Annotated in this window: 18 protein-coding genes; 15 read left to right on the top strand and 3 right to left on the bottom strand. The window is 72.0% G+C overall.

The genetic code is table 11. From position 1 onward, the window contains the following. Window positions 1-2 precede the first annotated feature (2 nt). Window positions 3-1,427, top strand: a complete 1,425-nt coding sequence (locus HC362_RS08490) for an FAD-dependent oxidoreductase (RefSeq protein ID WP_243083301.1) — start codon at window positions 3-5, stop codon at window positions 1,425-1,427. Window positions 1,428-1,434: 7 nt separating this feature from the next. Here the strand turns inward: HC362_RS08490 and HC362_RS08485 are convergent, their stop codons facing one another. Both HC362_RS08485 and gabT read right to left on the bottom strand, forming a co-directional pair. Next, complete coding sequence (locus HC362_RS08485; RefSeq protein ID WP_243083300.1) at window positions 1,435-1,959, bottom strand: phosphatase PAP2 family protein; 525 nt, start codon at window positions 1,957-1,959, stop codon at window positions 1,435-1,437. A 674-nt stretch (window positions 1,960-2,633) separates the two neighbouring features. Continuing rightward, window positions 2,634-3,992 (bottom strand): 4-aminobutyrate--2-oxoglutarate transaminase, encoded by a 1,359-nt coding sequence (gene gabT / locus HC362_RS08480; RefSeq protein WP_243083299.1) that lies wholly within the window; start codon window positions 3,990-3,992, stop codon window positions 2,634-2,636. A 553-nt stretch (window positions 3,993-4,545) separates the two neighbouring features. Here gabT and HC362_RS08475 point away from each other — a divergent pair. The 11 genes from HC362_RS08475 to HC362_RS08425 all read left to right on the top strand — a co-directional run bounded on the left by HC362_RS08475 (window position 4,546) and on the right by HC362_RS08425 (window position 18,485). After that, window positions 4,546-6,627: an ATP-binding protein gene (locus HC362_RS08475; protein ID WP_243083298.1), complete on the top strand. Its 2,082-nt coding sequence runs from the start codon at window positions 4,546-4,548 to the stop codon at window positions 6,625-6,627. Window positions 6,628-6,732: 105 nt separating this feature from the next. Then, on the top strand, window positions 6,733-8,892 hold the full coding sequence (locus HC362_RS08470; protein ID WP_243083297.1) for a PucR family transcriptional regulator ligand-binding domain-containing protein: 2,160 nt from the start codon (window positions 6,733-6,735) through the stop codon (window positions 8,890-8,892). 295 nt (window positions 8,893-9,187) lie between these two features. Continuing rightward, window positions 9,188-10,642, top strand: coding sequence for an aldehyde dehydrogenase family protein (locus HC362_RS08465; protein ID WP_243083296.1), 1,455 nt, complete (start codon window positions 9,188-9,190; stop codon window positions 10,640-10,642). A gap of 223 nt (window positions 10,643-10,865) precedes the next feature. Continuing rightward, window positions 10,866-11,471: a TetR/AcrR family transcriptional regulator gene (locus tag HC362_RS08460; RefSeq protein WP_243083295.1), complete on the top strand. Its 606-nt coding sequence runs from the start codon at window positions 10,866-10,868 to the stop codon at window positions 11,469-11,471. Then, window positions 11,468-12,394: a phosphotriesterase gene (locus HC362_RS08455; protein WP_243083294.1), complete on the top strand. Its 927-nt coding sequence runs from the start codon at window positions 11,468-11,470 to the stop codon at window positions 12,392-12,394. Before HC362_RS08460 ends, HC362_RS08455 begins: the two co-directional genes overlap by 4 nt. Window positions 12,395-12,540: 146 nt before the next feature. Beyond that, complete coding sequence (locus HC362_RS08450; protein WP_243083293.1) at window positions 12,541-13,311, top strand: metallophosphoesterase; 771 nt, start codon at window positions 12,541-12,543, stop codon at window positions 13,309-13,311. Between the two features lie 107 nt (window positions 13,312-13,418). Continuing rightward, on the top strand, window positions 13,419-13,565 hold the full coding sequence (locus HC362_RS08445) for a hypothetical protein (protein ID WP_243083292.1): 147 nt from the start codon (window positions 13,419-13,421) through the stop codon (window positions 13,563-13,565). A 245-nt stretch (window positions 13,566-13,810) separates the two neighbouring features. Beyond that, on the top strand, window positions 13,811-15,151 hold the full coding sequence (locus HC362_RS08440) for a histidine kinase (RefSeq protein WP_243083291.1): 1,341 nt from the start codon (window positions 13,811-13,813) through the stop codon (window positions 15,149-15,151). 22 nt (window positions 15,152-15,173) lie between these two features. Next, entirely contained in the window at window positions 15,174-15,863 is a 690-nt protein-coding gene (locus HC362_RS08435) for a response regulator transcription factor (protein ID WP_243083290.1), read from the top strand. Between the two features lie 325 nt (window positions 15,864-16,188). Beyond that, complete coding sequence (locus HC362_RS08430) at window positions 16,189-18,114, top strand: acyl-CoA dehydrogenase family protein (RefSeq protein WP_243088434.1); 1,926 nt, start codon at window positions 16,189-16,191, stop codon at window positions 18,112-18,114. A gap of 131 nt (window positions 18,115-18,245) precedes the next feature. Further along, a complete protein-coding gene (locus HC362_RS08425) occupies window positions 18,246-18,485 on the top strand; it encodes a hypothetical protein (protein WP_243083289.1) in 240 nt (79 codons plus the stop codon). 75 nt (window positions 18,486-18,560) lie between these two features. On the opposite strand, the gene HC362_RS08420 is transcribed toward HC362_RS08425, so the two are convergent. After that, entirely contained in the window at window positions 18,561-20,261 is a 1,701-nt protein-coding gene (locus tag HC362_RS08420; RefSeq protein WP_243083288.1) for a translation initiation factor 2, read from the bottom strand. A 283-nt stretch (window positions 20,262-20,544) separates the two neighbouring features. Between HC362_RS08420 and dxr the strand changes: the two genes are divergently transcribed. From dxr to ispG, 3 genes are all read left to right on the top strand, one after another. Further along, entirely contained in the window at window positions 20,545-21,849 is a 1,305-nt protein-coding gene (dxr, locus tag HC362_RS08415; protein ID WP_243083287.1) for a 1-deoxy-D-xylulose-5-phosphate reductoisomerase, read from the top strand. Continuing rightward, window positions 21,846-23,150 carry a site-2 protease family protein gene (locus HC362_RS08410; protein ID WP_243083286.1) on the top strand — a complete coding sequence of 435 codons (1,305 nt, stop codon included), beginning with the start codon at window positions 21,846-21,848 and terminating at the stop codon, window positions 23,148-23,150. Before dxr ends, HC362_RS08410 begins: the two co-directional genes overlap by 4 nt. A gap of 168 nt (window positions 23,151-23,318) precedes the next feature. Further along, window positions 23,319-24,476, top strand: coding sequence for a flavodoxin-dependent (E)-4-hydroxy-3-methylbut-2-enyl-diphosphate synthase (gene ispG / locus HC362_RS08405; RefSeq protein ID WP_243083285.1), 1,158 nt, complete (start codon window positions 23,319-23,321; stop codon window positions 24,474-24,476). The last annotated feature ends 10 nt before the right edge of the window (window positions 24,477-24,486 follow it).

Below are 24,486 nucleotides of genomic sequence, written 5' to 3'. Positions count from 1 at the left end.
CCGTGAGCGATGCCGTGGCTTCCCAAGCTGCCCTCCGCTCCCTCGCCGACGCCCAGCCAACCCCGTACTGGCTGGACGACCCCGACCACCGGCCCGCCCCCCGCCCGGCACTCGTCGGTGACGAGGAGTGCGACCTTCTGGTCGTAGGCGGCGGCTACAGCGGACTGTGGACCGCGCTGCTGGCCAAGGAGCGCGACCCCGACCGCGACGTGGTGCTCATCGAGGGCGAGGAGGTCGGCTGGGCCGCCTCAGGGCGCAACGGTGGCTTCTGCGCGGCCTCCCTCACCCACGGCTTCGGCAACGGACTCGCCCGCTGGCCGGGCGAGATCGCGGAGCTGGAGCGGCTGGGAGCGCGCAACCTCGACGCCATCGAGGAAGCCGTCGCCCGCTACGGCATCGACTGCGACTTCGAGCGCACCGGCGAGATCGCCGTCGCGACCGAGCCCCACCAGGTGGCCGAACTGGAGGAGTGGGAGCGGGAAGCACGCGCCCTCGGGGTGGGGGAGGGGCTGACGCTGCTGGACCGCGACGCGGTGCGCGCCGAGGCCGATTCCCCGACCTTCCTCGCCGGCCTCTGGGACCGTACGGGTGTGGCCATGGTCAACCCGGCCCGGCTCGCCTGGGGCCTCAAGCGCGCCTGCGAACAGGCCGGCGTCCGCTTCCACGAGCACAGCCCGGCCACCCGGCTGGGCGCCCACGACGCGGGGATCGGCGTGACGACCCCCTACGGCCGGGTACGCGCCAGGCAGGTCGCCCTCGGCACCAACGCCTTCCCCTCCCTGCTGCGCCGGGTGCGGCCCTACATCGTCCCCGTGTACGACTATGCGCTGATGACCGAGCCGCTCAGCGAGGAGCAGCGGGCGGCGATCCGCTGGCACAACCGCCAGGGCCTCAGCGACAGCGCCAACCACTTCCATTACTTCCGCATCACCGCGGACAACCGCATCCTGTGGGGCGGCTACGACGTCCTCTACCACTACGGCAGCCGCATCTCCCGCGACTACCACCAGCGCCCCGAGACCTTCGCCAAGCTCGCCCGGCACTTCTTCCGCTGCTTCCCGCAGTTGGAGGGCATCCGCTTCACCCACAGCTGGGGCGGCGCCATCGACACCTGCTCGCGCTTCTCCCCCTTCTTCGGCACCGCCATGGACGGCTGCGTCAGCTACGCGGCCGGCTTCACCGGGCTCGGTGTCGGCGCCACCCGCTTCGGCGCCGAGGTGATGCTCGACCTGCTCGCGGGGGAGCGGACGGAGCGCACCGCGCTGGAGATGGTGCGCAAGAAGCCGCTGCCGTTCCCCCCGGAGCCGGTGCGGTGGGCCGGAATCGGCCTCACCCAGTGGTCGCTGGCCCGCTCCGACGCCCAGGCCGGACGCCGCAACCTATGGCTGAAAACCATGGACAAGGTGGGCCTGGGCTTCGACAGCTGAGCGGTCGTTACCGGCGTTCGTCTGCCATCTGACCGTCCCCGGTGTTCCGTTGCCCGCTGTGGGTTCGGCGGGCGGTCGCGGCTGCCGCGTACAGCAGCAGCACGCTGAGGCACCAGCCGGCCACCACGTCCAGCGGCCAGTGGTAGCCGCGCCACACCAGACCCAGCCCGTTGCCGACCACGAGCGCGGCCACGAGCGTCCACACCGGCGCTCGGGCCGCGCGGGGCAGAGCGGGGGACAGCAGAAGCAGCGCGCCACCGAGCGCCACAGCCGCTGTGGCCGCATGCCCTGACGGGTAGAAGCCTCCGCCACCCAACGGGCCCGAACGGTCCGTCCATGCCTTCACACCCGCCACCAGCGGTGCCATCAGCCCCACCGCGACCGCGCAGCACAGGACCGGCGGCCAGGTGCGGCCTCGCGAGCGCAGCAGCGACAGTGCCATCGCGACGGCGAGCAGCGGCAGCGCCACCTCCATGTTGCCCACGTCCGCCAGCACCTCGGCGAGGGCACTGGACGGTGCCGTACGGCGCATGGCAGCGCCCAGATCCTCGTCCCCGCGGGCCAGCGGTCCGTGCGTGAGGACCTGCCAGGTGCCCAGAACCAGGACCAGGGCGCACAGGGAGCAAAGGGTGCGGACCCACGCTCCTGCGCGCCGGGCAGGGCGTCGTGGGGCGGGTGCGGCGGAACGGGCCGGGAACGTGGCCGGCCGCCCGGGAACCGGGGGGACAGTTCCAGGGCGGCCGTGTCGACCGGGTTTCCGCCGGTCCCGGGGGGTGTGGGACAAGCGGCTATCCGATCGGTGAGGAACGTGCGCGAGGGCACGACCGGGCCTGCCTTGGGGAGAGACCGGCTCGGGCCAGGAGGCTGGAGGTGGCCCTCCATACCTCTCGGCGACTCCTGAAACCGTACGGCAGCGGGGCAGGGCCCGACAGGCGCATTACGCACCGGACATCGGCCCCGCACACATTCTTCACCGGTACCGCTCCCCTGCTGGTCACCGCGCTCATGCGCCGCCTGTGCCGCCCCACGGTACAGGGCGGCACAGGCGGCGGAACGCGAAAGTGCGGGCGCCGGAGCGCCCGCACTTGGACCGCGCCCGGACCGTACTCGGACCGCGCGGCGGTCGGATCGGACCGGGCCGGGCCGGACCGGATCCGACCGGATCGGAATGGAGGTCAGTGAGGCGAGGGCCTCACGGGCAAGGCCTCACAGACCGGTGATCGCGTCCTCCAGGACGTCGAGGCCCTCGTTCAGCAGGTCCTCACCGATGACCAGGGGCGGCAGGAAGCGCACCACGTTGCCGTAGGTGCCCGTGGTCAGCACCAGCAGGCCCTGCTGGTGGCAGGCCTTGGCCAGCGCGGCGGTGGCCTCCGGGTTGGGCTCCTTGCCGCCCGGCTTCACCAGCTCGATGGCGAGCATGGCGCCCCGGCCGCGGACATCGCCGATGATGTCGGACTTCTCCGCCAGCTTCTCCAGCCGCGGCTTCATGATCTCCTCGATGCGCCGGGCCCTGGCCGGCAGGTCCAGCTCGCGCATCGTCTCGATGGAACCGAGCGCCGCGGCGCAGGCCACCGGGTTGCCGCCGTAGGTGCCGCCCAGGCCGCCGCTGTGCGCGGAGTCCATGATGTCGGCCCGGCCGGTGACAGCGGCGAGCGGCAGACCGCCCGCGATGCCCTTCGCCGTGGTGATCAGGTCCGGGACGAGGCCCTCGTCCTCGCAGGCGAACCACTGGCCCGTACGGCAGAAGCCGGACTGGATCTCGTCCGCCACGAAGACGATCCCGTTGTCCCGCGCGAACTGCTGGATGCGCGGCAGGAAGCCCTTCGCCGGGACGATGAAGCCGCCCTCGCCCAGCACCGGTTCGATGATGATGGCCGCGACGTTGTCCGGGCCGATCTGCTTGGTGATCTGGTCGATCGCCTGGGCCGCGGCCTCCTCGGCGCAGTTCTCCGGGCCGGTCAGCCAGCGGTAGGGGTAGGCGACCGGAACGCGGTAGACCTCAGGCGCGAACGGGCCGAAGCCGTGCTTGTACGGCATGTTCTTCGACGTGAGCGCCATCGTCAGGTTGGTGCGGCCGTGGTAGCCGTGGTCGAAGACGACGACGGCCTGCCGGCCGGTGTGCGTACGGGCGATCTTGACGGCGTTCTCCACCGCCTCGGCGCCCGAGTTGAACAGCGCGCTCTTCTTCTCGTGGTCACCCGGCGTGACCTTGGCCAGCTCCTCGCAGACCTGCACGTACGGCTCGTACGGCACGACCATCGCACACGTGTGGGTGAAGTCGTTGAGCTGCTCCGTCGCCCGGCGTACCACCGCCTCGGCGCTGTTGCCGACGGAGGTCACGGCGATGCCGGAGCCGAAGTCGATGAACGAGTTGCCGTCCACGTCCTCCAGGACGCCGCCGCCGGCCCGCCGCGCGAAGACCGGCAGCACCGTCCCGATGCCGTTGGCCACCGATGCCTGCTTGCGCGCCATCAGCTCCTGCGACTTGGGCCCGGGGACGGCGGTGACGACACGCCGCTCCTGGGGGAGGGCAGGCCCTCCGGACAGTTCCGTCTTTCCGGTCATAGCGCACTCCTCGGGAGGAACGGGGGTCTGGCACTTCGCAGGCTAGGGGCACGCGCGCGGCCGACACATGCACCGCTCCGGAGAAGTACGGGCGGTTTGTTGGCCACCACGGACATAGGCGCGATCGCGAGGGCGATCGCGCCCGGCTGGTGTGGCCGGAGCGGCCGGTGCGCGCTCACGTCCGTTTCCACGCCTTTCGGGGGGCTGCGGCAGCACCGTCCCGACGGGCGAGACGCTGCCACGGGCCAACTGACGTGGTCGGCCGCTAGATTGGGTGCAGGAGGGCGTCGGCCCGCGAGAGCCGACGCGTCGGGGCGTCAGGGAGCTGAGGCAGCACATGGACATGGGGCTTCCCCACCGGAAGCAGGGCACAGGCAGCACGCACCACACTGCCCCCGCCCCCACCGGCCCGCCCCCGGCACCGCCCACGCCCGCACCGCCGCCCCCTGCTGCCCCGCCAACCGTTGACCCACCCACCGTTGACCCACCCACCGGGGGCGCCACCATTCCCGCCGCGCGCGGGGTCGAAGCGGGCTCGGCGGGACCGCCCCCCATGCCCCCGAGCGCGCCCCAGGCAGGCCCCCCGCTGGCCGACTGGCTGCGGCTGCCCCGCCCGGAGGCGGCCCCCGGAATCTGGCGCTGCGGCTACACCCCGCGCCCCCCGGAAGACCCCGACCGCATCCCGGCCCGCCAACTCGTCAGCGGCGCGATCATCTCGTTCCTGATGGGGTGGCTGCTGTGGTCGTTGCTGTGGAACGGGTATCTGGGCAGCTACTGGAAATGGCCTCTCCTCGCCCTCACACCTGAGTCGTGGCGGGAGGAGGACGGTAACCAGATTCTGTTCGTCTGGTCGACATGGCTGTACAGCGGCGCGCTCCTTCTTGGCCTCGCCTTCTTCTTCGGCCGCATCGGCCGCTGGGACGAGCTCGCTCGCCGCGTCTGGGCGCGGATGAAGGGCGAGGGAGGCCGACGGTCGGGCGGGTTCGTCCCGGACGAGGTGCCGGCCGCAGGGGCGGCGCAGGCCCCGGCCCCTCCCGCGCACCTCGACCCCGTCCAATGGCCCGACCTGCGGGCCGGAGGTGCGAACGAGGCGGCCGAGCGGCTCGCCGAGGATCTGCGGGCGGGGAGGATGTCCGACGTCGACCATGCGCGTATCGAGCGGGCCTGGCAGACCGTGCGGGCCAGGCCGCAGCGGCTGGGCGCCTTCGTGGAGAACGTCCTGCAGCAGGGCGCGGCGGCGTGTGGGCACCCGTCGGGTGCCCGGGATCTTACGGTGCGGGCCGCCCGGCACGATCTGTCGCTGCGCCAGGTGCGGATCGGGCGGGCGGCCGATTCCGACCGGAACCCGCACGACTACCGGGGCGCGGGCATCGCGCTGGACCCGTCGCTGCTGGGCACATCGGCGCTCGCGGTGGGGCCGCCGGGTACGGGGAAGACGAGCAAGCTGGCCCGCCCGGTGGTGGAGTCGCTGTGTCTGCAGGCGCTGGCGGGGCAGGCGGCCGTGATCGCGGTGAGCCCCGCGGGCTCGCATTTCGTGCCCGACGACTCGTTCGACCTCGTCCTGCGGCTGGGCCACGCGGGCTCCACGCACGATCTCGACCTCTACGGCGGTACGACCGATCCGGACGAGGCGGCGGGGATGCTCGCCGAGGCGCTGGTCGGGGATCTGGTGGCCGCGCTGCCAGGGGGCGACAGCCGGCGCGCCGCCACGACGCTGGCCCAGCTCATCGGGCCGTTCGCGGCGGTGCACGGGCGGTTTCCCGCCGTTCCGGAGCTGCGTGAGCTGCTGGACGGCGCTCCCGGCGCCCTCGACGCGCTGCGGGAAGCGCTGCGTGCCGACGGGCAGCAGGGGCAGCTGCGCGAGCTGGACGCGTTCGAGCGCCAGTCCGGGCGGGCGGGGGACATCGCCGCGCTGCTGGCGGACCGGATCGCGTTGCTGGACAGGCCGGCCTTCGCCGACTTCTTCCTGCCGGAGGGCAGCCCCAGGGCCGAGGGGCGGCGCCCGTTCTCGCTGCGGGCGCTGGAGCATCCGCTGCGGGTCCGGATCGACCTCCCGGAGCGGGCGCACGCGGAGGCGTCGCGCATTCTGGCCCGGCTGGTTCTGGCGCAGTTCACGGAGTGTGCGGTGGCGCGCGGTGATCAGTCGCTGTTCGCCTGTCTGGTGCTGGACGACGCGGCGCAGACGGTCACTCCGCAGGCCCTGCGGGGGCTGCAGCGGCTGCGCTCGGTGCACGCGGGTGTTCTGCTGACGCTGCGGGCGCTGGACGATGTGCCCGAGCCGCTCCGTGGCCCGCTGCTGGGTGCGGTGGGGTGCCGGATGGTGTGTGCCGGGGTGACCCCGTGGGACGCCGAGCGGTTCGCCGAGGTGTGGGGTACCGAGTGGGTGCAGACGCGTACGGTCACCAACCGGCAGCTGGTCTCGGACGAGCCCGTCACGCGCGTCCTGCACGCGGTGCGGCGGCTGGCGACCGGCAAGCATGTCACAGCCGAGTCGGTGACCGTGCGCAGCGAGCAGCGGGAGCGCTGGTCGGCCTCCGATCTGGCCAATGAGCTGCAGCCGGAGCACGCGGTGCTCTCCGTCACCACGGTGCGGGGGGAACGTACGCCGCCGATCCTGACAAAACTGGGAGAGTGAGCCCAGGGCTGGGGGAGTGAGCGCAGGAGGGAGCCGCAGCCCTGAACCGAGGCCACATAGGTGAGGGGCCGAATACAGGCAGACGGCTGTACGGTGAAGTGCGTTATGCCACCGACTCTTGCCACGCTCGTCCAGAACTCCGCGCTCCGCCTCTCCGTGCTCGCGGGGCACGACAGGCTGGATGCCGCCGTGCGGTGGGCGCACGCCAGCGAGCTCGCCGATCCGACGCCGTACATGGACGGCGGGGAGCTCATTCTGTTCACGGGGCTCAAGCTGGACGCGGCCGACCCCGAGGCCATGCGCGCCTACGTGGAGAAGCTGGTGAGCAAGGGCGTGGTGGGGCTGGGCTTCGCCGCGGGCGTCAACTACGACGGCGTCCCACAGCCCCTCGTGGACGCCTGTCGGGAGGCGGAACTCCCGCTGCTCGAGGTGCCCCGGCGCACCCCGTTCATCGCGATCAGCAAGGCGGTCTCGGCGGACATCGCCGCTGAGCAGTACCGCGCTGTGACAGCAGGTTTCGACGCACAGCGCGAGATGACCCGCGCCGCGCTCTCCCGGGAGGGGCCTTCCGCGCTGCTCGCCCGGCTGGCCTCGCAGGTCGACGGATGGGCCGCGCTCTACGACGCCTCAGGTTCGGTCGTCGCCACGGCCCCTGCCTGGGCGGTGCGGCGGGCGGCCCGTTTCGTCGGTGACGCCGAGCGGCTGCGGGACCGTCCCACGCCCGCCAGCGCGGTGGTCAGCGAGGCGGACAGCGGGGACGACCGGGTCGAGCTCCAGTCGGTCGGCAGCGGCCGACGCGCCAAGGCCGTGCTGGCCGTGGGCACGGCGGCGCCGCTCGGTACGGCCGAGCGGTACGCGGTGAACTCGGCCATAGCGCTGCTGACCCTGACCATGGAGCGGTCCCGCGCGCTGCAGGAGGCCGAGCAGCGGCTGGGTGCGGCTGTGCTCAAGATGCTGCTCGTCGGCGAGGGCGAGCACGCGCGCGCCGTTGCGGGGCAGCTGTACGGCGGGCTGCTGGACGCCCCGATGCGGGTGATCGTCGCAGAGCCCGCGTCGGCTGCGGCGGCGCGCTTCGCGCAGGAGTCCATCGCGGCGGTCCACACCTCCGCCTCGTCGCCGTCGGCCCCGGCGGTGCCCACCCCGTCCGCGGCGCGTCCTTCGCCGGTGTCCAGCGGCTATCTGGCCCGTGCGGGCGAGCCGTGCGGGCTGGCCGACCTGGCCGCCACGGCGGGCACGCCCGGGGCCGTCTCGGCCGCCGCCGATGCCGCCAGGGCCGCTGTCCCGAAACCGGCGGGGAAGCCGGCCACGGCGAAGGGCGCCACAGGGAAGTCGTCGGCGGCCGATCCCGCGGCCGCGAGAACCGGTGCAGCCAAGGGCGCCGCGTCCCGGCCTGCCGCGCAGTCGGCGAAGTCGCAGGCTGCCGCCGGGCGGGACACCTCGGCGTCGTCCGCGGCGTCGTCCTCGGTTCCGTCCGTAGCGTCGGGGACCTCGCCGACGTCCTCCGTACCCGCCACCGTCACCGCTCACCTGTCCGCCGCCACGTCGTCCACCGCCTCCGGCACCGCTCCGGCGGCCTCCGGCGTGGTGGTCGGCGCGGGTGGCGGCCCCCAGGCCGACGCGTCCGACACCGGGCGGCTGGGCCGGATCGTCTGGCCTCTCGAAGAGCTCGCCGACGCGGTCGAGACCGCGGCGGCGCGCAACGGCGAGGCCGTGCTGGTGGTGCCCGACGGGGCGCGCCTGGTGGTGCTCGCCTCGGACGGCGGCGCGGCCGTGGCCGCCTGCGCGGAGTTCGCCGCGACGGCTGACGCCGCGCAGCCGGGCCGCCGTCCCGGTGGGGGCGGCGAGGAGGGGCTGGCGATCGGTGTCTCCGCGCCCGTGGGCCTGTCCGCCGCAGCTGTCGCGTTCAAGCAGGCCGACCAGGCGCTGTCCGTGGCCAGGCGGCGCGGTGTGGCCCTGGTGGAGCACGAGGATGTCGCGGCGGGCTCGGTGCTGCCGCTGCTGGCCGACGACGCGGTGCGGGCTTTCGCCGACGGACTGCTGCGCTCGCTGCGCGAGCACGATGCGAACGGCAGGGGGGATCTGGTCGCCTCGCTGCGTGCCTGGCTGTCCCGCCACGGCCAGTGGGACGCCGCCGCCGCCGAGCTGGGTGTGCACCGTCACACCCTGCGGTACCGCATGCGCCGGGTCGAGGAGATCCTGGGCCGCTCCCTCGACGACCCGGACGTGCGTATGGAGCTGTGGCTGGCCTTGAAGGCGACCGGCTGAGCGCCTCCTGTCCCGTCCCGGAAGCCCCCTCCGCTTCCGACCAGCCCCCGACCGCATCAAGGCACCCCCGCGCACCCACTGCCGCGGGCGTCCTACGGCGCGACCGTCGGCCCTCACGAAACACCGGTAGGGGACATCGCGGGGGTCTCCGGCGTACCGGGACAAGACGTACAGCGACAATCCGTAGTGCCGCGCCGTCCAAGTGCTCCATCCCGGCGAAGAAGCGGGCGGGCCCCGACGCCCTACCGTGGAGCTGGAACTGAGCCCCTCTCCCGCATCCGGAAGGCGATCCGCAGTGACGACAGCGACTTCTCCTCACGCATTCTGGCTCGCCGGCCGCAAGGCCACCGGCGACAGCACGCTCGATGTCACCTCGCCCTGGGACGGCAGGCACGTCGGCACCGTCAGCATCCCCACGTCCGAGCAGGTGGAGGAGGCCGTGGCCGCCGCGGCCGGGGTGGCCGACGAGTTCTCCGCCACCCCGGCGCACGTCCGTGCCGCCGCGCTCGACCACATCACGCGCCGTCTCGTGGAGCGTACGGACGAGATCGCGCAGCTGATCTCGGCGGAGAACGGCAAGCCCATGAAGTGGGCGCGCGGTGAGGTCGGCCGCTGCATCTCCGTCTTCCGCTGGGCTGCCGAGGAGGCCCGCCGCTTCAACGGGGGCGAGGCCCAGCGGCTCGACTCGGACGCGGGCGGCACGGGCAGGCTCGCCTTCACCCGGCGCTTCCCCTACGGCCCGGTGCTGGGCATCGCGCCGTTCAACTTCCCGCTGAACCTGTGCGCCCACAAGGTCGCCCCGGCGCTCGCGGTCGGCACCCCGATCATCCTCAAGCCCGCGCCCGCCACCCCGCTGTCCGGGCTGATCCTGGGCGAGCTGCTGGCCGAGACGGAGCTGCCGGCCGGTTCGTGGTCGGTGCTGCCGGTGCCGAACGACCAGATGCCGGGGCTGGTGCAGGACGAGCGGCTGCCGATCATCTCCTTCACCGGCTCGGCGCCGGTCGGCTGGTCCATCCTGGACTCCGCGCCGCGCAAGCGCGTCACGCTGGAGCTGGGCGGCAACGGCGCCGCTGTCGTCCTGGCCGACTACTCCTCCGAGGCGGACCTGGACTGGGCGGCCCAGCGGATCGCCACCTTCTCCAACTACCAGGCGGGCCAGTCCTGCATCTCCGTGCAGCGGGTGGTCGCGGACGCCTCGGTCTACGACCGGCTGGTGCCCAAGGTGGTGGCGGCCGTCGAGGCGCTGAAGACCGGTGACCCCTCGGACGAGACCACCGATGTGGGCCCGCTGGTCAGTGAGGACGCCGCACGCCGTGTCGAGTCCTGGATCGGCGAGGCCGTGGCCGCCGGCGCCAAGGTGCTCACGGGTGGCAAGCGGGACGGTGCGACGGTGGAGCCGACCGTGCTGGAGAACGTGCCCGCCGACACCCAGATCGGCTGCGAGGAGGTCTTCGGTCCGGTGATGTCGTTCGTGAAGGTGAACGGCGAGAAGGAGGCGTTCGCGGCCGTCAACGACTCCAAGTACGGGCTGCAGGCCGGTCTGTTCACCCACGACGTGCAGGTCGCCTTCCGTGCGCACCGGGAGCTGGAGGTCGGTGGTGTCGTCGTCGGCGACGTGCCGTCCTACCGTGCCGACCAGATGCCGTACGGCGGCGTCAAGGAGTCGGGTGTGGGCCGCGAGGGTGTGCGGTTCGCGATGGAGGACTACACCTACGAGCGCGTCATGGTGCTGACCGGCCTCGACCTCTGAGTCCTCCGAGTCCCCCGAGCCCTCCGAGCACTCTGAGTCCTCCGAGTTCTCGGCGTCTCAAGAGCCACTTCCGGGTCCGACCGCCTGTCGCCTGTCCGGCCGACTCCTGCCGGGCAGGCGGGCGGATACGGAACGCGACTGCTGCCGCTCCCCCCTCCCCCTGCGGCAGCAGTCGCGCGGTCGTTTCGGGGGACGGCTGTACTGGTGTTGTGTACCTACCAGTATGTACAGTGTTGCCATGAGCGGTACCGACACGGCCCGGAAGCTGATCGAGGCCACCCAGGAGCTCCTGTGGGAGCGCGGCTACGTGGGCACGAGCCCTCGCGCCATCCAGCAGCGCGCGGGTGCCGGCCAGGGCAGCATGTACCACCACTTCGGAGGCAAGCCCGACCTGGCACGGGCAGCGGTGCGCAAGAGCGCCGAGGAGATGCGCGCGGCAGCCGACGCCGACCTCTCGCGCGAGGGGAGCGCCCGGGAGCGCGTACGGGCCTATTTGAGCCGCGAACGTGCCGTGCTGCGCGGCTGCAGGGTAGGCGGACTCGCCCAGGACCCGGACGTGATCGCGGACCCCGGGCTGCGCGCCCCGTTGCGGGAGACCTTCGACTGGCTGCGCGGCCGACTGACGGAGGTACTGGAAGAGGGGCGGGCGGCAGGCGAGTTCGGCCCGGGCTTCGACCCGGCCGCCACGGCGGCCACCATCGTCGCCGTCGTCCAGGGCGGCTATGTACTCGCGCGCTCGGCCGGCGACCCCGGCCCCTTCCACCAGGCGGCCGACGGCCTGCTGCGGCTGCTGGACGCCACCGCGACCAGTGGGGACGGTGCCTCGTGAAGCACGGCGAAGAGCGGGCGGTCCCGGCCGTCCGCACCGTGGAGGGCGACATACCGGGTACGGAACTCGGCGTCTGCGACGCGCACGACCATCTGTTCCTGCGCAGCCCTCAGCTCCCCGGCCAGGAACTCGCCGACTCCGAAGCCGCCGAGCAGCAGCTGCGGGCGTTCGCCGGGCACGGCGGGCAGAGCCTTGTGCAGTGGACGCCCCACGGGATGGGCCGCCGCTCCGGGGCGCTGGTGGAGCTGGCCCGGCGCACGGGCGTACGCCTGGTCGCCGCGACCGGGCTGCACCAGGCACAGCACTACCCAGGGGAGCTGCCGTCCGATCCGGCGCGGCTCTTCGTCGAAGAGCTGACCGAGGGGGTACGCGGTGCTGTCTGCGGTGAGTCGCCCAGGGCGGGCTTGATCAAGGTCGCAGGCGACTTCCACGGGCTCGGCGCCCACGCGCGGCGGACGATGGCGGCGGCGGCCGAGGCACACCACGCGACAGGTGCGCCGATCGCCGTCCACCTCGAACTGGGCACCGGCGCGGCGGACGTTCTGGCGTTCCTGTGCGACGAGCACGAAGTGCCGCCCTCCAGCGTGCTGCTGGGCCATCTGGGGCGCTGTCCGGATGTGCGGATGCAGCGCGAGGCGGCGCGGTCTGGTGCGTGGCTGGTTTTCGACGGCCCTTCGCGCACCCATCACGCCACTGACTGGCGCCTTTTCGACAGCCTCGCCGATCTGTTGGAACAGGGCTACGGCAGCAGTGTGCTGCTGGGCGGTGACACGGTGACGGTGACCGCGCGAGCGGAGACCGGAGTGCCGTATGTGACGCGTGTCCTGCGGCCCCGCGTCGCCAGGGAGCTGGGCGACGAGGCGGCACGGCGGATCTTCGTGGACAACCCCGCCCGCGCTTTCGCCGTCCATTGGAAGAGCTGAGCGCCGTCCACGGGATGAGCCGAGCACCGCGGTCCGCGATCCAGGGGTGATCCGACCGCGGGCCCTGGAAACCCACCAAGCGGGATCGCCGCCGAGCGGAACTCGAAGTGCACGCCTGAGCCACACGACGAAGCGAGGACCAACGAATGTTCGCCTTTGCGCAGTTCAGCGACATCCATCTCGGCCAGGACAGGGGAGACGGTGGCGCACGCGCCCGCGAGCGCACCGAACGCGTGCTCGCCTACCTGGCCGGACTGCCTGGCAAACTCGACGCAGTCCTGCTCACCGGGGACATCGCCGACCACGGCGAGGAGGCCGAATACGCCCTGGCGGCGAAGCTGTTCGCCGACCACGGGGTGCTGCCGCTGATCTGTCCGGGCAACCACGACGCACGCGGCCCCTACCGTTCCGTCCTGCTGAACGGTGATGCGGCCGATGTCTCACCCGTCAACCAGGCGCACCAACTGCTGGGCGCTACCTTCCTGATGTGCGACTCCAGCGTGCCCGGCAAGGGCCACGGCTATCTGGACGACGCCACCCTCACCTGGCTCGACCAGGCGCTGGCCGGAGCGCCGGACGACAAGCCCGCCTTTGTCTGCTTCCACCATCCGCCGCTCGCACTGCACGGACAGTACGTCGACCCGATCCGGCAGTTCGGCGAGGAGCGGCTGGCAGAGGTGGTCGGCAGGCATGGCAATGTGGCGGGACTGTTGTGCGGGCACAGCCACACCCCGGCCGTCACCACCTTCGCCGGCCTGCCGCTGGTCGCGGCGCCCGGCGTGGTCTCCACCTTGAAGATGCCCTGGGAGGGCGAGGAGGGCGGCCCGATCGACTACGAGCTGCCGCCGGTGATCGCCTTCCATGTGTACGACGACGAGGGCAGGCTGACGACCCACTTCCGTGTCGTGCCTGAGTGATCTCCCCCCTGCGCGCTGTCGGATCGCACTACAGTGCTTCGAGAACGCGGGTTTGAGGTACTCGTGTGCGATCGGCGGCTCGGAGACCCGCAGGGGAGATGGGGTTCATGCGGCTACGCGAGGAGTGGCGGCGCCGAGGGCTCGGCCGCGCCCTGACCATCGGCATCGCGGTTGTCGCACTGCTGCTGTTGGTCGTCACAGTCGTGCTGATGCTCAGCGGCCACTCGGCGGCGTCGAACAGCACCACGCCCTGAGGCTGCTCTGCGGCCACGGTTCCCCCGTTCCGTGACCCGCCCCCGTCCCTCGGGGCGTGGCGCTCTTCCTGACATCCGAAGGTACGCGGCCCGGGTTGGCCGGTCGTCACCGTACGGCGGTAAGTGGAAGCTGTCCTTCTGCGGTACTGGACGACCGCCCTCGTACCAGTGCGGTAGGCAGCGGCTGCTCCACACAGCGCGTCCGGTGGATGAGGGCGCCGCGGGTGGGTCGTTACGCTGCGACGATGCGGAGCACGACGGCCTGGACCCGACTGCGCCAGTGGGCTGAGCGCGTGCCGGCGGTGGCGTACGACAGCGCCATCACGCTCGCCATCACGACGGTCAGCCTGCTGCTGGGCAACGACCGGGTCCCGGCGGGCTGGTCGGGGCTCGACGCCACGGGCGTGGCGCTGACCTGTGCGGTGAACCTGCCGCTGGTCGCCCGCCGCCGCATCCCGTTCACGCTGTGCCTGGTGGTACTGGCCGTCTGGACCGTGTACGTGGCGCTCGACTACTGGCCTGTCGTCAACACCCTCGGCCCGCTCCTCGCCCTCTACACGGTCGCCTCGATGCGTCCCCTTCGCGAGGCGGCGCTGTGCGCGCTGCTACTGGCGGCGGTGTGGAACTTCGCGGGAACGACAGGCCAGGAGAGCTCGTGGGCCACCGTGCTCGGCCAGAGCGTGCTCTACACCAGCGTCATCTGCGGCTTCGGCTATCTGGCGCGCAAGTCGGCGCAGCGCAACGTCGAGCTGGCCCGGTTGACCGGCCAGTTGCGCCGTGAGCGGGCGGGTGCCGAACGGCGTGCTGTCGCCGAGGAGCGGGTGCGTATCGCGCGTGAACTGCACGACGTGGTGGCACACCACATGTCGGTGATATCGGTGCAGGCGGGGCTGGCGGGCTATGTCTTCGACACCGACCCGCAGACCGCGCGCGGCGCGCTGGGCACCATCGCCGACACCTCGACCGAGGCGCTGGCCGAGCTGCGCCGTCTGCTGGCAGTGCTGCGCGTGGAGGGCGGGGACCGGCCAGGGGACGGCGGACCGCGGCTCGTCCAGGGCACCGACGACCAGGCGGAGTTCGGCCCGGCGCCCGGTCTCGACCAGCTCCCGGAACTCGCCGACCGGGTACGCGGCGCAGGCGTCCCGGTGCAGTTCACCGTCGTCGGCGAGCCGCGCCCCCTGGCGCCCGGCGCGGGGCAGTGCGCCTACCGCGTCGTCCAGGAAGCGCTCACCAACGTGCTCAAGCACGCCTACCCGGCGCAGGCCGCCGTCACCGTCACCTATGAGCCGCGGGAGTTGACGGTGACGGTCACCGACGACGGCGGCGCACACCACGGCCGGCACCGAAGCCCCACCGGCGGCCGTACACGCGGCGACGCGAAAGGGGACCGCGCCGAGCGCGCGGGCCATGGCGCGGTCGGCGCGGGCCGCCGGGGGCTTCCCATACCGCCGGGTACCGGCTCGCCGCCGCCGGGCGGGCACGGCTTGATTGGGATGCGGGAGCGCGCAAGGATCTACGGGGGCCGGCTGCATGCCGGGCCACGGGCGAGCGGTGGATTCGAGGTACGGCTGATCCTCCCCGCCTGACGGCCAGGAGGGGACACACACGGTGACGACCAGGGTGCTCGTCGTCGACGACCAGGTGCTCATCAGGGCGGGCGTCGCCGCTCTGCTGCGCGCCGCACCGGACATGGAGGTGGTCGGCGAGGCGTCCGACGGTGACGAGGCCGTCCAACTCGCCGCAGAGCAGCGGCCCGACGTCATTCTGATGGACATCCGGATGCCCGGCACCAGCGGTATCACCGCCACCGAGCGCATCCTGGAGGCGAGTGACGAGCCCCGCCCCCGCATCCTGGTGCTGACCACCTTCGACCTGGACGAGTACGTCTACGCCGCGCTGCGCGCGGGGGCCTGCGGGTTCCTGCTCAAGGACACCGGGCCGCAGCGGCTGCTGGCGGCCATCGCCGCCGTCGCCGAGGGCGACACCCTGTTCTCGCCGAGCGTCACCCGCCGCCTGATCGAGGCGTACGCTCCGCAGCCGGACCCCGCGGGCCCGCCGCCCGAGACGCTCGATGTGCTCACCGGCCGGGAGCTGGACGTGCTCCGTCTGGTGGCGGGCGGGCTCTCCAATCCGGAGATCGCCGAGGCCCTGGTCATCAGCGAGTCCACGGTCAAGACGCACCTCAACCGCACGATGGCCAAGCTGGACATCGGCAGCCGCGCGCAGGCCGTCGTGCTCGCCTACGAGACCGGGCTGGTCACCCCGGGCGGCGGCCACACCGGCGGCCCGGGAGCCTAGCGCCTGTCCGGCGGACCGCGCCTGCCCCGCAGGGGGCGTAGGGGAGCGCAGAGGTGCGCGCCCCGGAGAGGCGCGGGGAACCGCGCGACCAGCCACGATCCACCCGCAGCCTGCGACGGGCCGCAAGGGGCAACCCATTCCCAGCCACATCCGCCGGGCACGCCCCAGTGGCGCAGCAGGTCCGGGCTTCTCGTGCGCGGCGTCTGGTACGTCCGGGATGAATCGGGTACATACGACCGAGTAGCACCCGTCGGTAGTCGCCGGGGCGGTCCGGTCACCGTCCGTCCCGCACCGCGTACCTCCACACCGTTTCGAGGTGAGTGAGATGACCGTCTCCGAGCGTGAAGCACGCGAAGTCGCCGAGGCAGCCCGGGAGAAGGACTGGCGCAAGCCCAGCTTCGCCAAAGAGCTGTTCCTGGGCCGTTTCCGCCTCGATCTCATCCACCCGCACCCGGAACCGGCGGCCGACGACGTGGCACGCGGCGAGGAATTCCTGACCAGGCTGCGCGAGTTCGCCGACGCGAAGATCGACGGTCCGCTGATCGAGCGCGAGGACCGGATCCCGGACGAGGTGCTCACCGGCCTCAAGGAGCTGGGCGCGCTCGGTATGAAGGTCGGCACCGAGTACGGCGGCCTCGGCCTCACCCAGGTGTACTACAACAAGGCGCTGGCGCTCGTCAGCTCCGCCAGCCCCGCCGTGGGGGCCCTGCTGTCCGCGCACCAGTCGATCGGCGTGCCGCAGCCGGTGAAGCTGTTCGGCAGCCAGCAGCAGAAGGACACTTTCCTGCCACGCTGTGCGCGCAGCGACATCTCCGCCTTCCTGCTCACCGAGCCGGACGTGGGCTCCGACCCGGCCCGGCTGGCCACCACGGCCGTGCCGGACGGTGAGGACTACATCCTCGACGGGGTGAAACTGTGGACCACCAATGGAGTGGTCGCCGACCTCCTGGTCGTCATGGCGCGTGTCCCCCGGCCCGCCGAAGACGACCCGCGCCGCGCCGAGGGCCACAAGGGCGGTATCACGGCGTTCATCGTCGAGGGCGACTCGGAGGGGATCACGGTCGAGAACCGCAACGCCTTCATGGGACTGCGGGGCCTCGAGAACGGCGTCACCCGCTTCCACCGGGTGCGGGTGCCGGCCGCCAACCGGATCGGCCCCGAGGGCGCCGGCCTCAAGATCGCGCTGACCACCCTCAACACCGGCCGGCTCTCGCTGCCCGCCACCTGTGTGGGATCCGGGAAGTGGTGCCTGAAGATCGCCCGCGAGTGGTCGCAGGCGCGGGTCCAGTGGGGCAGGCCGGTGGCCGAGCACGAGGCCGTCGGCAGCAAGATCTCCTTCATCGCGGCGACGACGTTCGCCCTGGAGGCGGTGCTCGACCTGTCCTCGCAGATGGCCGACGAGGACCGCAACGACATCCGTATCGAGGCCGCGCTGGCCAAGCTCTACGGCAGCGAGATGGCCTGGAAGATGGCGGACGAGCTGGTGCAGATCCGGGGCGGCCGCGGTTTCGAGACGGCCGAGTCGCTCGCGGCCCGCGGCGAGCGCGGCGTCCCCGCCGAGCAGCTGCTGCGCGACCTGCGGATCAACCGCATCTTCGAGGGCTCGACGGAGATCATGCACCTGCTGATCGCCCGGGAGGCCGTGGACGCGCATCTGTCCGTCGCCGGTGACCTCATCGACCCGGACAAGTCCCTCACCGACAAGCGCAAGGCAGCCGTCGCTGCGGGCACCTTCTACGCCAAGTGGCTGCCCAAGCTGGTCGCAGGACCCGGGCAGCTCCCGCGCACCTACGCGGAGTTCGGCACGCTCGCCGGACATCTGCGCTACGTCGAGCGCACCGCGCGCAAACTCGCCCGCTCGACCTTCTACGCCATGTCCCGCTGGCAGGGCCGGATGGAGACCAAGCAGGGCTTCCTGAGCCGCATCGTGGACATCGGCGCCGAGCTGTTCGCGATGAGCGCCGCCTGCGTACGGGCGGAGAAGCACAGCCGGGACGGCGGCGACGGGCAGGCGGCCCGCCAACTGGCCGACACGTTCTGCCGGCAGTCACGCCTCCGCGTGGAAGAGCTGTTCGGACGCCTGTGGAGCAACACCGACGACCTGGACCGCAAGGTGGTCCGCGAGGTGCTGGACGGCTCCTACACCTGGCTGGAGGAGGGCGTCATCGACGCCTCCACGGAGGGCCCCTGGATCGCCGACGCCGCTCCCGGACCGTCCCGGAAGGAGAATGTGCACCGCCGGATCCCGTAGCCGTCCCTCAGCGCTCCGGTGCGCGCAGGCCAGGGTCTCCGGCAACCGCGCCCGGCGAGCCGTCCGGCCCCGTGGTGCAACTGCCCGTCGAAGCGCCGTTCTTCGAGGACCGCGACGACTAACAGGCCACCGTGACACGGGCGCTCGGGGCGCGGCGGGGGCGCCCCGGCGGGGTGGTGCGCCCCCTGGTGGTCGCCGTCAGCGGAATCGGCGGTGTCGGCAAGAGCGCACTGGGACTGCGGCTTGCGCACGCGATCTGCCGCGAGCGGGGGTGCGACGCGCTGTACGTCGATCTGGACGACGTACGCCGGGACGGCGCGGTGGCCCCCGCACGCACTGGCCGACCTGGCGGAAGAGGCGGGGGACCGTGAGACGGCCGGGACCCACCGCGCGGCCGCCCACGCCATCGAGACGCGCGCGGGCGGCACCGTGGGCTCCGCCTAGCCTCACGCTGTCTCCGGCACGGGGAGGGGGCGCAGGACCGCCACCACGCGCTGCCCTCCCACCTCGCACCGGACCCGCTGTCCGGCAGGCACGGCAGCGGGGCGTTTCACGAGCCAGGCGTGCACCCCGCACAGCACCGCGACCGGATCGATCGCAGCCGCAGCGTGCGCCCCGCCGTCGTCCTCGCTCTCGCCCTCCCAGTGCACAGCCAGCAGCCCACCGTCCCGCACCCGTAGCACACACCGGTTGCCGCCGACCACCGCTGCGGCGGTACGGCACGCCGGATACGCCGCGAGCACCTCCGCGCTCCACTGCCGCACCGAGGCCGGGGCTGTGCTCCGGTCCCAGTGCCGGTACAGCAGCCCGGCGCTCTGCACATGGCGCAGCCCGGCCCAGTCCTCCTCGGCCGCCAGATGGTCGCCCGGTTCGCCGGACACCGGGCGCCGCATCACCCGCACAGCGGCCCCGTCGGACTGCTCCCCGCCGCCGTCCACCTCACAGTCCACTGCGAAGGTGCACAGCGCGGGCGAGCGCAGCGCCACGGCGTCCGGCACCGGCAGCGGTTCGGGTTCGGCGGGCACGCGCGGCGGGGAGAGCTCCAGCAGCGCGTACAGGCGCCGCTGCAGCTCTTCCACCGCCCTGCCCTCCCGGGCGAAAGCCTCGGCGGCAACCTCACGCACGGCCTCGCCGCTGTGCCCGGCCAGTGCCCTTTCCAGTTGCTGCCGGAGGGGCTGCCGCATGTCGAGCCGGGGAGCCGACTCCAGCAGCCGGGCCATGGGTGTGCCGGGCAGCAGCTCCTCGCCGCCGTCGCAGGCGCCCAGCACAGGGAGGCCGAGCGCGGCCGCGTACAGGGCGGTGGAGCCGTGGTCGGTGACGACACAGTCCGCCGCGACCAGCAGAGCTGCCCACTCCTCGTACGGTCGGGGCAGCAGGACCCCGGCCTTCCGCTCGGGAGTGAGGTCCTGGCTGAGCCCGAACTGCTGTTTGCATGCGTGCACGTTGGGGTGCAGCACCAGTGCCGTCCGGTAGCTGTCGTACGGCAGCTCTGTCGCCAGCCGCAGCGGCAGCTCGGGACGGCGCTCCAGCAGCGACTCGGGCCCCCAGGTGGAGAGGACGGCGACCAGCCTGCGCCCGGCGACGCGCAGTGCGTGCCGGTAGCGCTCTCTGCGCGGCAGCGACTCCAGCAGCCGGTCGAGCGTCGGATCGCCGACGACGGCGGCTTGTGCGGCGGCTCGTGGCGACTGTGCGGCGAGCCGGTCGAGCTGTCCCGGGTGGGCGAGGGCGTGCAGCTGTGCGAGCGGTCCGCTGTCGGGGCGCAGCAACTCACCGGCGTTGAGGCCGTTCGGGGCATCAGGCCCTGCCGCTCGGCCCACGGTGACGGGTATGCGCTTGCTGAAGCCGGCACCGTGCGGAAGCAGGGTCAGCGGGCCACGCAGCCGGTGGAGTTCACCGCGCGCGGAAGCCGCGAGTATCAGCGAGAACGGCCGCTCGGTGGCCTCTTCCCACGGCAGCTGCCGTGCCCGCAAGGCCTCCAGCGCCGCCAGCGCCTCGGCACAGAACCGCGATCCGGGCACGAGCGTGAAAAACGGCTCGATCCGCCGGTCGCCCGCGAGTGCGGGCGCCGCGTCCAGCAGCCGGTGCAGCGTCGTCGCCGTCCTGACGACGAACAGCACACTGCGGCTCTCGGTCGCCGCGCGCCTCACGCCCCGGCTCCCGGCTCCCGGCTCCCGGCTCCCGGCCGAGCATCAATCCTGGTGGGCCGTGCGCGACCGTGAATGCCACTTCGCTGACCGAGTGGGGGCCGGGGATGATCGCTCGACGGCATGAGCGCGATCGTATCGACCGACAGGCCGGTCGAGGTCCGCGGTCGCAGAAGTCCCGTACGGCACTCGCGGCAGACGCGTTGCGAGCCGTGCTCCTCGCGTGCCCGGCCTCGCACCCGGTGCGCTGTGAGGGCGCGTCCGAGGAGCGGACACAATAGGGGGCATGACCGACTCCCTCGCTGACCCGCATCTGCGCTACCCCGGCACCGAGCCTTCGGAGCACTCCGGAGACGGCACTGGCCCGGGAGCGGAGTCGCAGGCGGGTGCACCGCGCGACATCGTGATCCTCGGCTCGACAGGTTCCATCGGTACGCAGGCCGTCGATGTCGTGCTGAAGAACCCCGGACGTTTCCGGGTCACCGCGCTGGCCGCCTCCGGCGGCCGGGTCGGACTGCTGGCCGAGCAGGCCCGCCGGCTGGGGGTGCGCACGGTCGCCGTGGCCCGCGAGGAGACGGTGCCCGCACTCCGTACGGCGCTGCGCGAGGTGTACGGCGGCGCCGAGCCGCTGCCCGAGGTGCTGGCGGGTCCGGACGCCGCCACGGAGCTGGCCGCCTCCCCGTGCCACACCGTGCTCAACGGCATCACCGGCTCCATCGGGCTCGCTCCGACCCTTGCCGCGCTGAAGGCGGGCCGGGTGCTGGCGCTGGCCAACAAGGAGTCCCTCATCGTCGGCGGGCCGCTGGTCAAGGCGGTGGCCAGGCCCGGCCAGATCGTGCCCGTCGACTCGGAGCACTCCGCGCTCTTCCAGGCCCTGATGGGCGGCGCCCGCTCCGAGGTGCGCAAGCTGCTTGTCACCGCTTCCGGCGGCCCGTTCCGCGGCCGGAGCAGGGCGGAACTCGCCGATGTCACCCCGCAGGAGGCGATGGCCCATCCCACCTGGGACATGGGCCCGGTCATCACCGTCAACTCAGCCACCCTGGTGAACAAGGGGCTCGAGGTCATCGAGGCCCATCTGCTCTACGACATCCCGTTCGACCGGATCCAGGTCGTGGTCCATCCGCAGTCCGCGGTCCACTCGATGGTGGAGTTCACAGACGGTTCCACCCTTGCCCAGTGCGGCCCTCCGGACATGCGGCTGCCCATCGCGCTCGGCCTGGGCTGGCCGGAGCGGGTGCCCGACGCCGGACCCGTGTTCTCCTGGACCGAGGCGATGTCCTGGGACTTCTACCCGCTGGACCGGGAGGCGTTCCCCTCCGTCCCGCTGGCCTGCCGGGTGGGCGCGCTGGGCGGCACCGCGCCCGCCGTCTTCAACGCGGCCAATGAGGAGTGCGTCGAGGCGTTTCTGGCCGGAAGGCTGCCGTTCACAGGCATCGTGGATACGGTGGCGGCTGTGGTCGACGAGCACGGCACACCGGACGGAACCGGGCTGACCCTTCCCGATGTCCTCGCCGCAGAGACCTGGGCGCGAGCCCGCGCCCGTGAACTGGCGGCAGAATCCGCCACAGCGACAGCGGAGGCCCGCGCATGACGGCGTTCATGACCATTCTCGGCATAGTCGTCTTCGTCGTCGGTCTGCTCTTCTCCATCGCCTGGCACGAGCTGGGGCACTTCTCGACGGCCAAGATGTTCGGGGTCCGGGTGCCGCAGTTCATGGTGGGCTTCGGCCCCACCCTGTGGTCCAAGCGCAAGGGCGAGACCGAGTACGGCATCAAGGCCGTTCCGCTCGGCGGCTACATCCGCATGATCGGCATGTTCCCTCCCGGCGACGACGGTGCCGTGCGGCAGCGCTCCTCCTCGCCCTTCCGGGGCATGATCGAGGACGCGCGTGCTGCCGCGTACGAGGAGCTCAAGCCCGGTGACGAGCACCGGATGCTCTATACGCGCAAGCCGTGGAAGCGCGTCATCGTGATGTTCGCCGGGCCGTTCATGAACCTGGTGCTGGCGGTGGTGATCTTCCTGACGGTGCTGATGACCTTCGGCATCAACACTCAGACGACCACCGTCTCCACCGTCTCGGAGTGTGTGATCCCCGCCTCCGCGCAGACCGACAAGTGCCCCAAGGACGCCAAGGACTCCCCGGCCAAGGCGGCGGGACTCGAGCCGGGTGACAAGATCGTCGCCTTCGACGGGCGGCCGGTCGGGGAGTGGGGCACGCTCCAGCAGCGCATCCGGGACACCACGGGCCCCGCCACGCTCACCGTGGAGCGGAACGGCGAGAGGCGCACCCTGCACGCCGACCTGATCGAGAACAAGGTCGCCAAGTCCGACGGCCACGGCAGCTACGTACCCGACGAGTACGTCACAGCCGGCTTCCTCGGCTTCACCCCGGCCAGCGGCATCGTGCAGCAGTCCTTCCCGCAGGCCGTGGACCGGATGGGCGACATGATGGCCAACGGCGTGCAGGCGCTGATCGACCTGCCGGGCAAGGTGCCCGACCTGTGGAACGCGGCCTTCGACGGAGCCGAGCGCAAGCAGGACTCGCCGATGGGCGTGGTGGGCGCTGCCAGGGTGGGCGGCGAGGTCTTCTCGCTCGACATCCCGCCGAGCCAGCGGGTGGCGACGATGCTGTTCCTGGTCGCCGGGTTCAACCTGAGCCTGTTCCTGTTCAACATGCTGCCGCTGCTGCCGCTGGACGGCGGTCATATCGCCGGTGCCCTGTGGGAGTCGCTGCGGCGGAATCTGGCCAGGGTCTTCCGCAGGCCGGACCCGGGCCCCTTCGATGTCGCCAAGCTGATGCCGGTGGCCTATGTGGTGGCCGGGATCTTCCTCTGCTTCACTCTTCTGGTGCTCGTCGCGGACGTGGTGAATCCGGTCAAACTGACCGGCTGATCGCACGGAAGTTCCAGCCTGGACGCCCGTGTGATTCCTGCACGGGCGTCACCTTTTGCGGCATTCTCCAGTGAGCGATGTGCTCCGCGCCAGGCCGGTGCCGTAATCTCGGGGGCCTGGAGCCCGTCGAACCCGGGACTTGAACGACACCGTTGGGGTTGCACGCTGATGACAGCGATTTCGCTCGGAATGCCGGACGTCCCGGCCAAGCTCGCCGACCGCAGGGTCAGCCGGAAGATCCAGGTAGGAACGGTCGCGGTCGGGGGAGACGCGCCCGTGTCCGTGCAGTCCATGACCACGACCCGCACCTCTGACATCGGCTCGACACTGCAGCAGATCGCCGAGCTGACGGCCTCCGGCTGTCAGATCGTCCGAGTGGCATGTCCCACACAGGACGACGCCGACGCGCTCGCCACCATCGCCCGCAAGTCGCAGATCCCGGTGATCGCCGACATCCACTTCCAGCCGAAGTACGTCTTCCAGGCGATCGACGCCGGCTGCGCGGCCGTCCGTGTCAACCCGGGCAACATCAAGCAGTTCGACGACAAGGTCAAGGAGATCGCCGCGGCGGCCTCCGCCGCCGGCACTCCCATCCGGATCGGCGTCAACGCCGGCTCGCTCGACAAGCGGCTGCTGGAGAAGTACGGCAAGGCCACCCCCGAGGCGCTCGTGGAGTCCGCGCTGTGGGAGTGCTCGCTGTTCGAGGAGCACGGCTTCCGCGACATCAAGATCTCCGTCAAGCACAACGACCCCGTGGTGATGGTCAACGCCTACCGGCTGCTGGCCCAGCGCTGCGACTACCCGCTGCACCTCGGCGTCACCGAGGCGGGCCCCGCCTTCCAGGGCACCATCAAGTCCGCCGTGGCCTTCGGGGCGCTGCTGAGCGAGGGCATCGGAGACACCATCCGGGTCTCCCTCTCGGCACCGCCCGCCGAGGAGGTCAAGGTCGGCATCCAGATCCTGGAGTCCCTGGGGCTGCGCCAGCGCGGCCTGGAGATCGTCTCGTGTCCGTCCTGCGGCCGGGCCCAGGTCGACGTCTACAAGCTCGCCGAAGAGGTCACCGCGGGCCTCGAGGGCATGGACATGCCGCTGCGCGTCGCCGTCATGGGCTGTGTCGTCAACGGCCCGGGGGAGGCCCGCGAGGCGGACCTGGGCGTCGCCTCGGGCAACGGCAAGGGCCAGATCTTCGTCAAGGGCGAGGTCATCAAGACGGTGCCCGAGTCCAAGATCGTCGAGACGCTGATCGACGAGGCCATGAAGATCGCCGAGCAGATGGAGAAGGACGGCGTCGCCTCCGGCGAACCTGTGGTGACGACCGCGGGCTGACCCGCCCCCG

Origin of the sequence: Streptomyces sp. 891-h (assembly GCF_022760275.1) — a bacterium.
GTDB lineage: Bacteria > Actinomycetota > Actinomycetes > Streptomycetales > Streptomycetaceae > Streptomyces > Streptomyces spirodelae.
The sequence above is the reverse complement of the archived record's forward strand: the minus strand, read 5'-3'. Positions and strand labels throughout refer to the sequence as shown.

Excerpts from the sequence above, each read along its gene's own strand:
- HC362_RS08485 (WP_243083300.1), bottom strand. The coding sequence starts at position 1,959 with ATGCGCCGTACGGCACCGTCCAGTGCCCTCGCCGAGGTGCTGGCGGAC.
- gabT (WP_243083299.1), bottom strand. The coding sequence starts at position 3,992 with ATGACCGGAAAGACGGAACTGTCCGGAGGGCCTGCCCTCCCCCAGGAG.
- HC362_RS08475 (WP_243083298.1), top strand. The coding sequence starts at position 4,546 with ATGCCCCCGAGCGCGCCCCAGGCAGGCCCCCCGCTGGCCGACTGGCTG.
- HC362_RS08470 (WP_243083297.1), top strand. The coding sequence starts at position 6,733 with ATGCCACCGACTCTTGCCACGCTCGTCCAGAACTCCGCGCTCCGCCTC.
- HC362_RS08460 (WP_243083295.1), top strand. The coding sequence starts at position 10,866 with ATGTACAGTGTTGCCATGAGCGGTACCGACACGGCCCGGAAGCTGATC.
- HC362_RS08450 (WP_243083293.1), top strand. The coding sequence starts at position 12,541 with ATGTTCGCCTTTGCGCAGTTCAGCGACATCCATCTCGGCCAGGACAGG.
- HC362_RS08445 (WP_243083292.1), top strand. The coding sequence starts at position 13,419 with ATGCGGCTACGCGAGGAGTGGCGGCGCCGAGGGCTCGGCCGCGCCCTG.
- HC362_RS08440 (WP_243083291.1), top strand. The coding sequence starts at position 13,811 with ATGCGGAGCACGACGGCCTGGACCCGACTGCGCCAGTGGGCTGAGCGC.
- HC362_RS08430 (WP_243088434.1), top strand. The coding sequence starts at position 16,189 with ATGACCGTCTCCGAGCGTGAAGCACGCGAAGTCGCCGAGGCAGCCCGG.
- dxr (WP_243083287.1), top strand. The coding sequence starts at position 20,545 with ATGACCGACTCCCTCGCTGACCCGCATCTGCGCTACCCCGGCACCGAG.
- HC362_RS08410 (WP_243083286.1), top strand. The coding sequence starts at position 21,846 with ATGACGGCGTTCATGACCATTCTCGGCATAGTCGTCTTCGTCGTCGGT.
- ispG (WP_243083285.1), top strand. The coding sequence starts at position 23,319 with ATGACAGCGATTTCGCTCGGAATGCCGGACGTCCCGGCCAAGCTCGCC.